The 15,069-nt window shown below is 66.6% G+C and carries 16 protein-coding genes; 4 read left to right on the top strand and 12 right to left on the bottom strand.

What is annotated here, in order from left to right; all coding sequences use genetic code 11:
- The first annotated feature begins 174 nt into the window (after positions 1 to 174).
- Entirely contained in the window at positions 175 to 714 is a 540-nt protein-coding gene (locus tag AC5P7U_RS15090) for a Smr/MutS family protein (protein ID WP_049458012.1), read from the top strand.
- 69 nt (positions 715 to 783) lie between these two features.
- Here the strand turns inward: AC5P7U_RS15090 and truD are convergent, their stop codons facing one another.
- The 10 genes from truD to AC5P7U_RS15040 form a co-directional block, all read right to left on the bottom strand.
- A complete protein-coding gene (gene truD / locus AC5P7U_RS15085; protein ID WP_006431486.1) occupies positions 784 to 1,815 on the bottom strand; it encodes a tRNA pseudouridine(13) synthase TruD in 1,032 nt (343 codons plus the stop codon).
- Entirely contained in the window at positions 1,812 to 2,309 is a 498-nt protein-coding gene (gene ispF / locus AC5P7U_RS15080; RefSeq protein WP_006431485.1) for a 2-C-methyl-D-erythritol 2,4-cyclodiphosphate synthase, read from the bottom strand. The genes truD and ispF overlap by 4 nt, the downstream gene beginning before the upstream one ends.
- A gap of 34 nt (positions 2,310 to 2,343) precedes the next feature.
- Positions 2,344 to 3,042, bottom strand: coding sequence for a 2-C-methyl-D-erythritol 4-phosphate cytidylyltransferase (gene ispD / locus AC5P7U_RS15075; RefSeq protein WP_197564657.1), 699 nt, complete (start codon positions 3,040 to 3,042; stop codon positions 2,344 to 2,346).
- On the bottom strand, positions 3,039 to 3,392 hold the full coding sequence (ftsB, locus tag AC5P7U_RS15070) for a cell division protein FtsB (RefSeq protein WP_006431483.1): 354 nt from the start codon (positions 3,390 to 3,392) through the stop codon (positions 3,039 to 3,041). The genes ispD and ftsB overlap by 4 nt, the downstream gene beginning before the upstream one ends.
- Before the next feature lie 4 nt (positions 3,393 to 3,396).
- A complete protein-coding gene (eno, locus tag AC5P7U_RS15065; RefSeq protein ID WP_006431482.1) occupies positions 3,397 to 4,689 on the bottom strand; it encodes a phosphopyruvate hydratase in 1,293 nt (430 codons plus the stop codon).
- A 96-nt stretch (positions 4,690 to 4,785) separates the two neighbouring features.
- On the bottom strand, positions 4,786 to 5,115 hold the full coding sequence (locus AC5P7U_RS15060; protein ID WP_006431481.1) for a hypothetical protein: 330 nt from the start codon (positions 5,113 to 5,115) through the stop codon (positions 4,786 to 4,788).
- Positions 5,115 to 5,462, bottom strand: coding sequence for a hypothetical protein (locus AC5P7U_RS15055; protein WP_197564656.1), 348 nt, complete (start codon positions 5,460 to 5,462; stop codon positions 5,115 to 5,117). Before AC5P7U_RS15055 ends, AC5P7U_RS15060 begins: the two co-directional genes overlap by 1 nt.
- Positions 5,459 to 6,289, bottom strand: a complete 831-nt coding sequence (gene kdsA / locus AC5P7U_RS15050) for a 3-deoxy-8-phosphooctulonate synthase (protein WP_006431480.1) — start codon at positions 6,287 to 6,289, stop codon at positions 5,459 to 5,461. The genes AC5P7U_RS15055 and kdsA overlap by 4 nt, the downstream gene beginning before the upstream one ends.
- 89 nt (positions 6,290 to 6,378) lie before the next feature.
- Positions 6,379 to 8,043, bottom strand: coding sequence for a CTP synthase (gene pyrG / locus AC5P7U_RS15045; RefSeq protein WP_006431479.1), 1,665 nt, complete (start codon positions 8,041 to 8,043; stop codon positions 6,379 to 6,381).
- A gap of 400 nt (positions 8,044 to 8,443) precedes the next feature.
- Positions 8,444 to 8,677 carry a hypothetical protein gene (locus AC5P7U_RS15040; protein WP_006431442.1) on the bottom strand — a complete coding sequence of 78 codons (234 nt, stop codon included), beginning with the start codon at positions 8,675 to 8,677 and terminating at the stop codon, positions 8,444 to 8,446.
- Positions 8,678 to 8,848: 171 nt separating this feature from the next.
- Between AC5P7U_RS15040 and parE the strand changes: the two genes are divergently transcribed.
- The 3 genes from parE (at position 8,849) to AC5P7U_RS15025 (ending at position 13,074) form a co-directional block, all read left to right on the top strand.
- Entirely contained in the window at positions 8,849 to 10,738 is a 1,890-nt protein-coding gene (gene parE, locus AC5P7U_RS15035) for a DNA topoisomerase IV subunit B (RefSeq protein WP_006431439.1), read from the top strand.
- Positions 10,739 to 10,888: 150 nt separating this feature from the next.
- Positions 10,889 to 11,467, top strand: coding sequence for a GNAT family N-acetyltransferase (locus AC5P7U_RS15030; protein ID WP_197565138.1), 579 nt, complete (start codon positions 10,889 to 10,891; stop codon positions 11,465 to 11,467).
- Positions 11,468 to 11,577: 110 nt separating this feature from the next.
- Positions 11,578 to 13,074: a S10 family peptidase gene (locus AC5P7U_RS15025; protein WP_197565137.1), complete on the top strand. Its 1,497-nt coding sequence runs from the start codon at positions 11,578 to 11,580 to the stop codon at positions 13,072 to 13,074.
- 210 nt (positions 13,075 to 13,284) lie between these two features.
- On the opposite strand, the gene AC5P7U_RS15020 is transcribed toward AC5P7U_RS15025, so the two are convergent.
- Positions 13,285 to 14,406, bottom strand: a complete 1,122-nt coding sequence (locus AC5P7U_RS15020) for an inorganic phosphate transporter (RefSeq protein WP_006431323.1) — start codon at positions 14,404 to 14,406, stop codon at positions 13,285 to 13,287.
- A gap of 13 nt (positions 14,407 to 14,419) precedes the next feature.
- The gene (locus tag AC5P7U_RS15015; RefSeq protein ID WP_006431321.1) at positions 14,420 to 15,046 is read right to left on the bottom strand and encodes a DUF47 domain-containing protein; all 627 of its coding nucleotides are present in this window, start codon (positions 15,044 to 15,046) and stop codon (positions 14,420 to 14,422) included.
- Positions 15,047 to 15,069: the final 23 nt, after the last annotated feature.

The raw sequence follows: 15,069 nt of genomic DNA, 5'->3' as shown, positions 1-15,069 counted from the left end.
TTCCGTCACCGTGCAGTGTGGGCGGGACCGCCGTACTCCCCTGCGGAAGCCGTCGACCCTGCAAGGGCATCGTCTATTGTGCCGCATGCGAGCCGCGGGTCCTACCCTGCCGGCAGTCAGGGCCGACATCGAACCGTCATAGGCAGACCTGCGCCGGCGGTTTACCCTGTGCGCATGTCGCACCCTGAAGACGAAGATCCAGCCGCCCTGTTCCGTGCGGCCATCGGCGAAGTGACGCCGCTGCGCAAGGATGCCGAGCCGGCCCCGGCCGCGCCGCGGCCCAAGCCGCGCGCGCGCATGGCCGAACGCGACGAGGCCGAAGCGGCTGGCGAGTTCGCCCGGCTGCTGCGCGACAGCTCGCCACTGGAAGCCGGCGACGTGGCCAGCTATCGGCGCGACAACCTGCCGCCGCGCCTGTTCCAGCGGCTGAAGCGTGGACAGTACTCGGTGCAGGACGAACTGGACCTTCACGGCGCCACCGCCGCGCAGGCCGAGTCACTGCTGCGTCAGTTCCTGCTGGAGGCGCATGCTCACGAATATGGTTGCGTACGCATCATTCACGGCAAGGGCCTGCAGTCAGATGGCGGCGCGCCGGTGCTGAAGAACCTGGTCGATCGCCATCTGCGCCTGCGCAACGATGTGCTGGCGTTCCATTCGGCACCGACCGGGCAAGGCGGTACCGGCGCAGTGCTGGTGCTGCTGGCGCGCAGATGAAAAAGGGGACGGAGGGAATTAAGTCGTTTGTGCCACAAGCGACTTAATTCCCTCCGTCCCCTTTTTCAGTCAGGCCTGCGATGCGTCTTCGACCGGGCCGAGTTCGTGCAGTACCGCGGTGGCGTAGCAGCCCGGCGGCAACGCGAACGACAGCTCCAGCACGTCATCGGCCAGCCACTCATGCTGCAGCAAGGCCGGTCGCAGGCGCAGCGCGCGGCGCTCCTGTTTCAGGCGTGCGTCTTCCAGGCCGGCCCGCAGCGCTTTCGATTCCTCATCGTCCAGCGCGCCCAGTTCGAGCTCACGTGCAGCATCGGTGCTGCGCAGCTCGCCCTCGCCCCACAGCGGTGCGCTGGGATGGATGTCGAAGCGCGCCAGGCGTTCGGCCAGCACATCGGTATAGGGCTCGGGGCCGAACACGCTGCGGCTGCCGTCCAGCATCCACACTTCCCCGTCCAGCGGCTGGTCCCAGCTACCCTGCTCCACCCGCGCGGCCAGCACGCGGTTGAACAGTGCGGAACGGGCAGCCGACAACAGCAGCGAACGCTGGTCCTTGCGCATGCGACGGCCACCGAACATCGCCAGGGCCGCAGGCACGTTGCCGCCGTCGCGGCCGAAGCGCTGCTCACCGAACCAGTTCGGCAGGCCTCGCTCGGCAATCTGCTGCAGGCGTTCGCTGATCGCTGCGCGATCCCCCTTCACGTCGCGCAGCACCAGCTTGAAGCGGTTGCCGGCCAGTGCGCCGCGCTGCAGCTTGCGGTTGTGCCAGGTGGCGTCGAGCACTTCAATCTCATCACTGGCCAGCGCGGCGAGATCCGGCGCGATGCGTTTGGGCAGGTGCACGCTGAAGCGCTGGGTGGTGACGGCGTGGCGATCCTTCATGCCGGCATAGCTGACCGCCATTTCCGGCAAACCGGCCCACATCGCCAGCAGCTTGGCCACGTGCACGGTATTGGCACCGCGCTTGCGGATGTGCAGCAGAAGGTGCTCGCCTTCGCCGGTGGCCTCGAAGGCCGGCAGTTCGTCGACCTGGAAATCTTCAGGGGTGCTGCGGATGCGTGCAGTGAGCAGCGGCGCGCCAAACGCCAGCGGTACCGGAATCATGCCGCCACCAGCAGCACCACCGCCTGTGCGGCGATGCCTTCACCGCGGCCGGTGAAGCCGAGCTTTTCCGAGGTGGTGGCCTTGACGCTGACCGCATCCAGCGGCAGTTGCAGCAGCCCGCCGATGCGCTCGCGCATCGCCAGCGAATGCGGGCCGACCTTGGGTCGCTCGCAGATCACGGTGATGTCAGTGTTGCCGACGCGCCAGCCGCGCTCGCGCAGCAGGCTGTCGCAGTGGCGCACGAACTCACTGCTGTCGGCGCCCTTCCAGCGGTCATCACTCGGCGGGAAGTGCTGGCCGATGTCACCCAGTGCCAGCGCACCGAGCATGGCATCGCACAGGGCATGCAGGATCACGTCGCCATCGCTGTGCGCGAGCACGCCGCAGCTGTGTGGCACGTTCACGCCGCCAAGCATGATGTGATCGCCCTCGCCGAAGGCATGGACGTCGTAGCCCTGGCCGATGCGGACGGGCGGGAACGGTGCGGTGCTCATGGATACTACCCTTGCTGCAGGGCCGCGCGGGCAATCAGCCGGCGCGGCGGGAAAGTACGAATTCGAACCGGTCCAGATCGGCCGGGGTGGTGACCTTGAAGTTGTCTTCGCTGCCTTCCACCAGCAGCGGGCGCTGGCCCTGGCGCTCCATGGCCATGGCCTCGTCGGTGACCTCGACACCAGCGGCCGCAGCCTCGGACAACGCACGGCTGAGCTGGTGGCGGCGGAACAGCTGCGGGGTCAGCGCACGCCACAGCCGTTCGCGCGGCTCGGTGCCATCGATGCCACCATCGTCGCCCGCACGCTTGAGCGTATCGCGCACCGGCGCGGCCAGGATCGCGCCGACCGGATCGGCACGGCCCACCTCAAGCAGGCGACCGAGATCGGCCAGCGACAGGTTCGGCCGCGCGGCGTCGTGGACCAGCACGAACTCATCGGCGCGCACCGACTCCGGCAGCGCCTGCAAGCCGGCCAGTACCGAAGCGGCGCGGGTCGCGCCACCGATGCAGGTCAGCACCGGCTTGCCCGCCCACTCGTTCCAGCCCGGCCAGTCGGCGTCGTCCTGCCCGACCACCACCATCGCCCCGGCCACGGCCGGATGCGCCAGCAGGGCGTCCAGAGTGTGGGCGAGCAGGATCTGCCCGCCCGCCTGCAGGTACTGCTTGGGCAGTGGCGCGCCAAAGCGGGTGCCTCGGCCGGCGGCCGGAACCACCACCCAGATCGCCGCGCTCACGGCACGTCCGCCGGATGTTCGGCGGCCTGGGCATTGGCACCTGCCGCAGACTGCGCCGGTGCAACCGGCGCATCTTCGACCACGCGGTAGAACTTCTCGCCGGGCTTGATCATGCCCAGTTCGCTACGCGCGCGTTCCTCGATGGCGGACTGGCCTTCCTTGAGGTCCTTCACTTCGGCAGCAAGCGCATCGTTGCGCTGCTGCAGGCCCTCATTGTCCCGCTCCTGGTTGGCGACCTGCGCTTCGAGCATCATCACTTCACCCGAATTGCCCGGACCGAACCAGAAGCGGTACTGCAGCCAGCCCAGCAGCAGGGCCAGCACCAGCAGCATCCAGCGCCAGTCGCGCATCGGCTCAGCGCTTCAGCGAAACGAACGCGTCACGACCGGCGTAACGCGCGCCGGCACCAAGGGCTTCCTCGATGCGCAGCAGCTGGTTGTACTTGGCCACGCGATCGCTGCGGCACAGCGAGCCGGTCTTGATCTGGGTTGCGGTGGTGGCAACCGAGATGTCGGCGATGGTGGTGTCTTCGGTTTCGCCCGAACGGTGCGAGACCACGGCGGCATAGCCGGCACGGTCGGCCATGGCGATCGCTTCCAGGGTTTCGCTGAGGGTGCCGATCTGGTTGACCTTGATCAGGATCGCGTTGGCGGTGCCCGAGTCGATGCCTTCCTGGAAGATCTTCGGGTTGGTCACGAACAGGTCGTCACCGACCAGCTGCACCTTCTTGCCAATGCGATCGGTCAGCAGCTTCCAGCCGGCCCAGTCGTTCTCGGCCAGGCCGTCTTCAATGGTGATGATCGGGTACTGCGCGGCCCAGTCGGCGAGGAAGTCGACGAACTGCTCGGAGGTCAGGCGCTTGTTCTCGCCGACCAGGTTGTACTTGCCGTTCTCGAAGAATTCGCTGGAGGCCACGTCCAGGCCCAGCAGCACGTCTTCACCGGCGGTGTAGCCGGCCTTGCCGATCGCCTCGAGGATGGTGTCCAGCGCTTCGACGTTGCTGCGGAAGTCCGGTGCGAAGCCGCCTTCGTCGCCGACCGCCGTGCTCAGGCCATGGCCCTTCAGCACCGACTTCAGCGAATGGAAGATCTCGGTACCGGCACGCAGCGCTTCGGAGAACGAGGTGAAGCCCACCGGCAGCACCATGAACTCCTGGAAGTCGACGTTGTTGTCGGCATGCGCGCCGCCGTTGATGATGTTCATCATCGGCACCGGCAGCGACGGGGTCACGCCGGTCTTGGCGGCCAGATACTGCCACAGCGCCTGCTTGCTCGATGCGGCAGCAGCGTGCGCGGCCGCCATCGAAACACCCAGCAGCGCGTTGGCACCCAGGCGTCCCTTGTTCTCGGTGCCGTCGAGGTCGATCAGGCGACGGTCAAGGCCAGCCTGGTCGGTGGCTTCAAAACCCTTCAGCGCGTTGGCAATGGCACCGTTGACGTTGTCGACGGCCTTGCGCACGCCCTTGCCCAGGTAACGGGTCTTGTCGCCGTCACGCAGCTCGACCGCTTCCTTGGTGCCGGTCGAGGCGCCGGAGGGAACCGCGGCACGACCGAACGAACCGTCCTCCAGGATGACTTCGGCTTCCAGCGTGGGGTTGCCACGGCTGTCGAGGATTTCACGGGCGTGGATGCTGCGGATCGTACTCATGGTCGGGCCGGTTACCTGTATGGAGAGGGGGCGACAAAACGAATGCCGCGTGATTATCCCCGGCTGCCCGCCACTTGCCAAATGGCCTGATCGGCGTCAGCCCCAGCTGGACCCGATCACGATCAGGACCAGCGACAGCAGCATCACCAGCAGCGCACCGGCAATGGCTGCCCAGATGGGTCCACGCTGCCGTCGCCAGGCCAGCACCATCGCCACCAGACTGCCGACGAACGACAGGCCGAGCATGACCAGAGCGGCCAGAATCCAGTACTGCATGGCCCGCATGCCGTGGTTGCCGTCACCCGGCGAGCCGAAGCTGGCCGCAAAGGCCAGTACGCCCAGCAGGAGGGACGCCCACGCAGGCACCGACAGCCCCAGCGCGATCAGGCCCCAGGGCCAACCGCGCGCCGACGCGCTCGTATTCATCAAAGAAGACCGTAGAACAGGGCGCCCAGCCACAGCGACAGCAGGATGATCGCCAGGCCCGCCGCCACCTTGCCGCGATTCAGCCGCCAGGCCAGTACGGCGGACACGGCGCAGCCCACGGCAGCCAGCAGCTCTGCCACCATCAATGCCATGAAATATGCGCGCAGATTGATCGCGCTGCCGCCATCACCGGGCGGCCGCACCGACGCGGCGCCGATCAGCACCAGGCCGAACATGCCCACCGTGAACAGCACCGCCAGGCCGAGTGCGATCAAGCCCCACGGCCATTGCGTCCAGTACCGACGGTGACGCTGGGCGTCCAGCGCCACCCACGGGTCGCGACTCACGCGAAGCGCGAGAAGCCGTGCTTCTTGGTCACCGCATCGAGCTCCATCAGGGTCTCGAGCAGGGCTTCCATCTGATCCAGCGGCCACGCATTGGGGCCATCGGACAGAGCCTTGGACGGATCCGGATGGGTTTCGGCGAACAGGCCGGAGATACCCACCGCCACCGCCGCACGGGCCAGCACCGGCACGTGCTCGCGCTGGCCGCCCGAACTGGTGCCCTGGCCGCCCGGCAGCTGCACCGAATGGGTGGCATCGAACACCACCGGGCAACCGGTATCGCGCATCACCGCCAGCGAACGCATGTCGCTGACCAGGTTGTTGTAGCCGAAGCTGGCACCGCGCTCGCAGACCATGATCTGCTCGTTGCCGGTAGCCTTGGCCTTCTCCACGACCGGCTTCATGTCCCACGGCGCCAGGAACTGGCCCTTCTTGATGTTGACCGGCTTGCCGGCCGAGCACACCTTGCGGATGAAGTCGGTCTGGCGGACCAGGAATGCCGGGGTCTGCAGTACGTCCACCACCGAGGCCACTTCGTCCATCGGGGTGTACTCGTGGACGTCGGTCAGCACCGGTACGCCGATCTGCTTCTTCACTTCGGCCAGCACCTTCAGGCCTTCTTCCATGCCCGGGCCGCGGAAGGCAGTGCCCGAAGTGCGGTTGGCCTTGTCGAAGCTGGACTTGAAGATGAAGTTGACGCCGAGGCGGTCGGTGATCTCCTTCAACTTGCCGGCGGTATCGAGCTGCAGCTGCATCGACTCGATCACGCAGGGGCCGGCGATCAGGAACAGGGGCTGGTCCAGCCCGACCTCGAATCCACACAGTTTCATGGCGTTTCCTTGTTGTCCGCAGCACCGGCCATGCCGGTGCGCTGGGGGTTGAAGCATGCAGGATGGGGGCCGAAGCCCCCATTCACAAGTCAGGCGCGCACTTCGGAAAGCAGCTTGCCGCCCGCCTTGCGCTCACGCGCGGCACGGATGAAACCGATGAACAGCGGGTGGCCGTCACGCGGCGTGGACAGGAATTCCGGATGCGCCTGGCAGGCCAGGAACCACGGGTGCGCATCGCGCGCCAGCTCGACCACTTCCACCAGGGTGTCGTCCATCGACTTGCCGGCGATCACCAGGCCCGCATCCTCCAGCTGGGTGCGATAGCGGTTGTTGAACTCGTAACGGTGGCGATGGCGCTCGGCGACTACATCCTTGCCGTACAGCTCACGGGCCAGCGTGCCCGGCTTCAGGCGCTGTTCCTGCAGGCCCAGGCGCATGGTGCCGCCCAGGTCGCTCTTGTCGTCACGCTTCTCGACGTCGCCGGTAGCGGTGCGCCATTCGGTGATCAGGCCGATCACCGGGTTCGGCGACTGGCGATCGTTCTCGGTGCTGTTGGCGCCTTCCAGGCCGACCACGTTGCGGGCGTAATCCACGACCGCCGCCTGCATGCCGTAGCAGATGCCGAAGTACGGTACGTGCTGCTCGCGGGCGAACTTCGAGGTCAGCACCTTGCCTTCAAAACCACGGTCGCCGAAGCCACCCGGCACCAGGATGCCGTCGACGTCGGCCAGCGCGGCCATGTCGGTGCCTTCCAGGTCCTGGGCTTCCAGCCACTTCAGGTTGACCTTGGTGCGCTGGCGCAGGCCACCGTGCTTGAGCGCCTCGCCCACCGACTTGTAGGCATCCTGGTGGTCGACGTACTTGCCGACCACGGCAATGGTCACTTCGTCCAGCGGGTGCAGGGTCGCGTCGACCGCGTCCTCCCACATCGACAGGTCGACCGGACCGGCCTTGTCGGCCAGCTTCAGCTGGTTGACCACGATCTCGTCCAGGCCCTGCGCGTGCAGGCCGGACGGAATGCGGTACAGCACGTCCACGTCCGGCACGCTGATGACGGCGCGTTCGGAAACGTTGGTGAACTGCGCGATCTTGCGGCGCTCCGAATCCGGCACGGCCTGCTCGGAACGGCACAGCAGCACGTCCGGCTGGATGCCGATCGAGCGCAGTTCCTTCACCGAGTGCTGGGTCGGCTTGGTCTTCAGCTCGCCGGCGGCGCCGATGTACGGCACCAGGGTGAGGTGCATGAACAGCGCCTTTTCCGGGCCGCGCTCGGTGCGTACCTGGCGGATCGCCTCCAGGAACGGCAGCGATTCGATGTCGCCCACGGTGCCACCGATCTCGACCAGGGCCACGTCGTAGCCTTCGGTGGCTTCGTCGATGCAGCGGCGGATCTCGTCGGTGATGTGCGGAATGACCTGCACGGTCGCGCCCAGATAGTCGCCGCGGCGCTCCTTGCGGATCACGTTCTCGTAGATGCGGCCGGTGGTGACCGAGTTCTTGCGGCTCAGGCGGGTGCGCACGAAGCGCTCGTAGTGGCCCAGGTCAAGGTCGGTCTCGGCGCCGTCGTCGGTGACGTACACCTCACCGTGCTGGAACGGACTCATGGTGCCCGGGTCGACGTTGATGTACGGGTCGAGCTTCATCATCGTGACCTTCAGGCCACGGGCTTCGAGAATGGCGGCCAGTGACGCCGCGGCAATGCCTTTGCCGAGCGAGGACACCACGCCGCCGGTTACGAAAATCAAGGGAGTCATGGCTGCAAGCATCCTGTCTGGAAATGGAAAACGGCAGCACCACGCGCGCCCTGGGGGCGGGCATGGAGCCTGAAGGGGGTTTTCCGGTTCGCCGGGGCAGCGAGGGAGGTGCGCAACCGTGCGGCGGCAGGCGCCGGACGGGGACCACCGTGCGAGGTCGGGGCGGCCGTGCCGGCCCTATCGACCGTCACCTGCGACCCGCATTGCTGGCGACCACGCATGGTCGCGCCAGCCCATTCGCAAAGGGTGGACACGCACTTACTCCCGGAAAGCCGTAGTTTACAGATTGATGGCCGCCAACCCAAGGGGCAGTTGCGGCCAACACCCAAAAGAAACGCCCCGCTGAGCGGGGCGTCGGGGAGCGAATCCCTTGCGGCAAGGGCTTCGGAGGGCGGAAGGATTACTTCTTCTTCCGTGCCTCTTCTTCCTCTTCCTGCTGCGGGGCCGGCTGGCCCTGCGCCTTCATTTCGGCAGTGGCCTGCGCGCGGCGCTTGGCCTTGGCATCCGCCTCGGCCTGCGCCTTGTCGGCCTGGTCACCCTGCTGCGGGGCCGGCTGGCCGGCGTTCTGTGCCACCACCAGCGGCACTGCAACGGCGGCAGCGGCCAGGATCGCAATGGTCAGCAACTTCTTCATGAGGTCCTCCTCGCGGTATGGCTTGGACGTTTCGACCCAACCGGGGTCGCCGGCGTTCAGATTCCAGCGGCTGCCATTTTACCCCCTCCCCGGCGCCGAGGCTGAACCGCAGGCGTGCAAATTCCCCGTCCACACCGCACACTTGCGCGTCGCTCCGCGCTTTGAAGATAGATGAACGCACGCTATAACGCCGCCGATATTGAAGTCCTGTCCGGCCTTGACCCGGTCAAGCGCCGTCCTGGCATGTATACCGACACCGCGCGCCCGAACCACCTGGCGCAGGAAGTGATCGACAACTCGGTGGACGAGGCCCTCGCCGGCCACGCCCGTTCGATCGAGATCACCCTGTACAAGGACGGCAGCGTGGAGGTCAGTGATGACGGCCGCGGCATGCCGGTGGACATCCACCCGGAAGAGAAGATTCCGGGCGTCGAACTGATCCTGACCCGCCTGCATGCGGGCGGCAAGTTCAGCAACAACAACTACACCTTCTCCGGCGGCCTGCACGGCGTCGGCGTCAGCGTGGTCAACGCGCTGTCGACCCTGGTGGAAGTGCACATCAAGCGCGAAGGCGCCGAACACCGCATCACCTTCCGCAACGGCGACCGCGCCACCCCGCTGGAAGTGGTCGGCAGCGTCGGCAAGAAGAACACCGGTACCCGCGTGCGCTTCTGGCCGGACCCGAAGTACTTCGATACGCCCAAGTTCGCCGTGCGCGCCCTGAAGCACCTGCTGCGCGCCAAGGCGGTGCTGTGCCCGGGCCTGACTGTCAAGCTGACCGACGAAGCCACCGGTGAAGTCGATACCTGGTACTACGAAGACGGCCTGCGCGATTACCTGAAGCTGGAACTGGGCGAGCGCGAATCACTGCCGGCCGACCTGTTCGTCGGCAACCTGAAGAAGGACACCGAGGTGGTGGACTGGGCCGTGGCCTGGCTGCCGGAAGGTGAACTGGTACAGGAAAGCTACGTCAACCTGATTCCCACCGCGCAGCACGGCACCCACGTCAACGGCCTGCGCACCGGCCTGACCGAGGCGCTGCGCGAGTTCTGCGACTTCCGCAACCTGCTGCCGCGCGGCGTCAAGCTGGCCCCGGAAGACGTGTGGGACCGCGTGTCGTTCGTGCTGTCGCTGAAGATGACCGACCCGCAGTTCAGCGGACAGACCAAGGAACGCCTGTCCTCGCGCCAGGCCGCCGGCTTCGTCGAGGGCGCGGCCCACGATGCCTTCAGCCTGCTGCTGAACCAGAACGTGGAGCTGGGCGAGAAGATCGCGCAGATCGCCATCGAACGCGCCAGCGCGCGCCTGAAGACCGAAAAGCTGGTCGTCCGCAAGAAGGTCACCCAAGGCCCCGCGCTGCCCGGCAAGCTGGCCGACTGCATCAGCCAGGACCTGTCGCGCACCGAGCTGTTCCTGGTGGAAGGTGACTCGGCAGGCGGCAGTGCCAAGCAGGCCCGCGACAAGGACTTCCAGGCGATCATGCCGTTGCGCGGCAAGATCCTGAATACCTGGGAGGTTTCCTCCAACAGCGTGCTGGCCTCGGAAGAAGTGCACAACCTGGCCATCGCCATCGGTTGCGACCCTGGCAAGGATGACATCAGCGGCCTGCGTTACGGCAAGGTCATCATCCTGGCCGACGCGGACTCGGACGGCCTGCACATCGCCACGCTGCTCACCGCGCTGTTCCTGAAGCACTTCCCGGCGCTGGTCGACGCGGGCCACGTGTTCGTGGCGATGCCGCCGCTGTTCCGCATCGACGTGGGCAAGCAGGTGTTCTACGCCCTGGACGAGGAAGAAAAGCGCTCGATGCTGGACAAGATCGAACGCGAGAAGATCAAGGGCGCCATCAACGTGACCCGCTTCAAGGGCCTGGGCGAGATGAACCCGCCGCAGCTGCGTGAATCCACCATCCACCCGGATACGCGCCGCCTGGTGCAGCTGACCGTGGACGATGGCGAGCAGACCCGCTCGTTGATGGACATGCTGCTGGCCAAGAAGCGCGCGTCTGACCGCAAGGGTTGGCTGGAGACCAAGGGCGACCTGGCTTCGTTGGAAGTCTGACGCCATCCTCTGGTAGTGCCGGCCGCTGGCCGGCAGTCGAGGTTGCCGGCCAGCGGCCGGCACTACCGGTCCCTCCGCTCCGGTGCCATCCGCCCCCATCGGCAAACCCGGCAGCGCCATAATGCGCGTCCATCCGCGTGGACCACCGTATTGGCCAGCCACTCGCAGCTGTTCCCCGGCCTGCCGCTGCACAGCGCGCGGCTGGTCCTGAGCCCGATCCGCCGCGACGACGCTGCCGCGTTGTTCGTACTTCAGTCGGACCCGGACGTGATGCGCTGGTGGAACCACCCGGCCTGGACGCGACCGGCCGAGGCGCGCGAACAGATCGATGACGATCTTGCCGCCCATGCCATCGGCACCCAGCTGAAACTGGCCGTGCGCGAATCCATGGACGGCCCGGTGCTCGGCATCTGCGTGGTGTTCGCCGTGGACCGAGACGCCGCGCGCGCCGAGATCGGCTATCTGCTGGCGCCCGACCAGCAGGGCCAGGGCTACATGCACGAGGCGCTGCAGCAGGTGCTGGCCTATCTGTTCCGCACGCTGCGCCTGCATCGGGTCGAAGCCGAGATAGACCCGCGCAATGCGCCCTCGGCACACGTGCTGGAACGGCTGGGCTTCCACCGCGAGGGCGTGCTGCGGCAGCGCTGGCGCATCCAGGGGAAACTGGCCGACTCGGCCGTCTATGGCCTGCTGGCCGATGACGACGCGGCTGCCGCCCTGCCCGCTTGACCCAATCTGGCCGCTGGGAGCTGCAGCCTGCGGCCATGCCTTTGGACACATACGGCGCGGCCCTCCCCCGGCCTAGCATCGGAACCCCCTTCCGCTGCCGAAACGGTGCCATGAAGTCCCTGCTGCATATCGCCGCGCTCTGCGTCGGCCTGCTCATCGCCCCTGCCAGCGTGCTGGCCGCGCCCGACGCCGAGGCCAAGTCCGACCCGAAAGACGACAAGACCGAAGCGCCCGCGCTGCCAGCCGATGCGTCGGCGCGCCAGAGCATGCGCCTGGCCGGCCGCACCCTGGACTACACCGCCACCGTCGGCACCCTGCCGGTGCGCGATGCCAAGGGCAAGGTGATCGCCGACGTGGTGTTCACCGCCTACACGATGCCGGGCAAGGACCGGCCGGTGACCTTCGCGCTCAATGGCGGCCCCGGTGCGTCGTCGGTCTACCTCAATATGGGCGCGATCGGGCCCAAGGTTGTGACCTTCGGTTCGGAAGGCGACAGCGCCTCGGCGCCGGCCACCCTGCATGACAACCCGGGTACCTGGCTGGACTTCACCGACCTGGTGTTCATCGATCCGGTCGGCACCGGCTTCAGCCGCGCGCGTATCGGCGATGACGAAGCGAAAAAGCAGCTGTACAACCCCGGCGCCGACATCGAGTACCTGTCGCGCTCGATCTACGACTGGCTGCTGCGCAACCAGCGCATGGCCTCGCGCAAGTACCTGACCGGCGAGAGCTATGGCGGTTATCGCGGCCCGCGCATCACCCACTTCCTGCAGACCCGGCTGGGCGTGGCGATGAACGGCCTGGTGCTGGTCTCGCCCTACCTGAGCCCGACCCTGGAAGACAACGCCGATGTCTCGCCGATGGCCTGGATGCAGACGCTGCCGTCGATTGCCGCAGCCCACCTGGAACGCCAGGGCAGGCTGACCGATGCAGCGATGCGCGAAGTGGTCGAGTACACGCGTGGCGACTACGCGACCGCATTGATGAAGGGCCGCAGCGATCCGCAGGCGACCGAAGCGATGCTGCGCCGGGTGACCGAGCTGACCGGGCTGGACCCGCAGTTCGTGCGCCGCGCGGGCGGCCGCCTGGAGACCCAGGCCTACCTGCGCGAAGTGTTCCGCGACAAGGGCACGCTGGGCAGTCGCTACGATTCCAACGTGACCGCATTCGATCCGTTCCCGAACGATCCGGAGCAGCGCGCCAATGATCCGCTGCTGGACAGCATCATCGCGCCAACCACCACGGCGATGGTCGACTTCGTGACCCGCGTGGTCGGCTGGAAGGTGGATGCGCGCTACCAGGCACTGAACTACGACGTGAACCGGCTGTGGGACCGCAATGGCGAGCTGCGCCAGGGTGCGGTGACCCAGCTGCGCCAGGCGGTGGCGATCGATCCGCATCTGCAGGTGCTGATCGTACATGGCTGGAACGACCTGTCGTGCCCGTTCATGGGGTCGATCCTGACCGTGGACCAGATGCCGGCGATGGGCAGCAACCCGGATCGCGTGCAGGTGCGCAGCTATCCGGGCGGGCACATGTTCTACAGCCGGGCGGACAGCCAGGCGGCGTTCCGCAGGGATGTGCAGGCGATGTTCCAGCGTAACTGAGGGAGTTCCCGGCCGGGCCTGCGGCCCGGCACCCGCTGACGGCAACGGCAAAAGCTGGGTTTCCGTGGATTGGCGAGGTGGGGTGGGGTTGATCGTCTGTTGTTGGTGGGTGTCGACCTTGGTCGACACGATGGAAGCGGAAAAATTCTCCGCCCATGAAAAAAGCCCGCCGGAATCCGGCGGGCTTTTTCGTTTATCAGGCTGCTGGCCTCAGGTCCAGCCGAACAGCTCGAACAGCTTCAGGATCAGGTAGGCACAGCCACCGGCGGCCGGGATGGTCAGGATCCAGGCCCAGACGATGCGCTCGATCACGCCGAACTTCAGCGAACGCGGGTTCTTGGCGAAGCCGACGCCCATGATCGCGGTGGAGATGCTGTGGGTGGTCGAGACCGGCATGCCGAAGTGGGCGGCCAGGGTCAGGATGGTGGCCGAGCTGGTTTCCGCGGCGAAGCCGTGGATCGGATGCAGCTTGACCATCTTGTGGCCCAGGGTCTTGATGATCTTCCAGCCGCCCGAAGCGGTACCGGCGGCCATCACCACCGCGCAGGTCAGCACGATCCACATCGCGATGCCGTCACCGGCATGCGCGTCCGGGTGCATGAAGGCCAGCCATGACGGCAGGTCGTTCAGTGCGCCGGTGGCTTCGGCACCAATCAGCGTCATCGCGATGATGCCCATGGTCTTCTGCGCATCGTTGTGGCCGTGGGCAAAGCCCATGTAGGCCGCCGAAGCGATCTGCGCCTTGCCGAAGAACGCGTTGACGATGCGCGGACGGGCCAGGCGGCCGATGGCACCACCGATCTTGGCCAGGCCGGCGATCAGCCCCCACAGCAGCACCATCACCACGATGCCAAGCAGGAAGCCGGCAATCGGCGAGGTGATCATCGGCACGAACACCTTCCACAACAGGCCCTTGTTCTGCGCCCAGCTGCCCAGGCGCTCGGACCAGATCAGCGCGTCCCAGTTGTTGTGCGCAGCGGCCAGGCCGGCGCCGCAGAGGCCGCCGATCAGCGCGTGCGAGGACGAAGACGGCAGCCCCTTCCACCAGGTGATCAGGTTCCAGATGATGCCGCCCAGCAGGGCGCACAGGATCACCTGCGGAGTGACGTCGACCACGTTGGTGTTGAGCAGGCCCGAGGCGATGGTCAGCGCCACCGCAGTACCGGTCAGTGCACCGATGAGGTTCATGAAGGCGGCCAGCATCACCGCCCAGCCGGGCGAGAGCACCTTGGTCGCCACCACGGTGGCAATGGAGTTGGCAGTGTCGTGGAAGCCGTTGATGAACTCGAAGACGAGCGCGGCCAGGATCACCACCAGGACAAGGGTCAACATGCGGCGGCGTCCGTCAGCTGTTCTTCAACACGATCTGGTATGCCACCACGCCGGCCTCGCGGCAGCGGTCGATGGCCTTTTCCAGGATCTCGAAGAATTCCTTCAGCAGGAACATCTGCAGGTTGTCCAGGCGGCCCGAATAGATGTCGCGGTACAGCTCGAGCATCAGCCGGTCGGCCTCGTTCTCCAGCGAGCGCAGCTTCTCGTTGAGCGCGGTCATCCGGTCCAGGTTCATGTGGCGCAGGTCGGCCACCATCTCCACCACCACACTGGCAGCCTGCTCCAGCATCGCCGCGCGCGGCGCGAAGTCGATGTGCTCCAGGTGGGTCGTGGCCAGCGAATAGCGATCGGCGAACTTCTCGATCTGCTTGGGAATCTTGTACAGCGCCGAACCCAGCGCTTCGATGTCTTCGCGCTCGATCGGGGTCATGAAGCTGTCCACCAGCGCCTGGCTGATCTTGTCCGAGGCCGCGCGTTCGCGCAGGCGGGCCAGCTTGAAAGCGTCCAGCGCCGGCTGGCGGTCGGCCTCGCGCAGCATGGAATGCAGCGCCTTGGCGGCGTCGGAAGCCGCGACGGCGGCCTCATCGAGCAGGGTGTAGAACTGTTTGCCGGAACCGAAAATGGTCTGCAGAGAGAACATTGAGAAACCTGTCAGCCGTCGCG

The organism is Stenotrophomonas sp. YJH_SMC_57, assembly GCF_059369755.1.
This window is presented reverse-complemented; position numbering and strand designations above follow the sequence as displayed.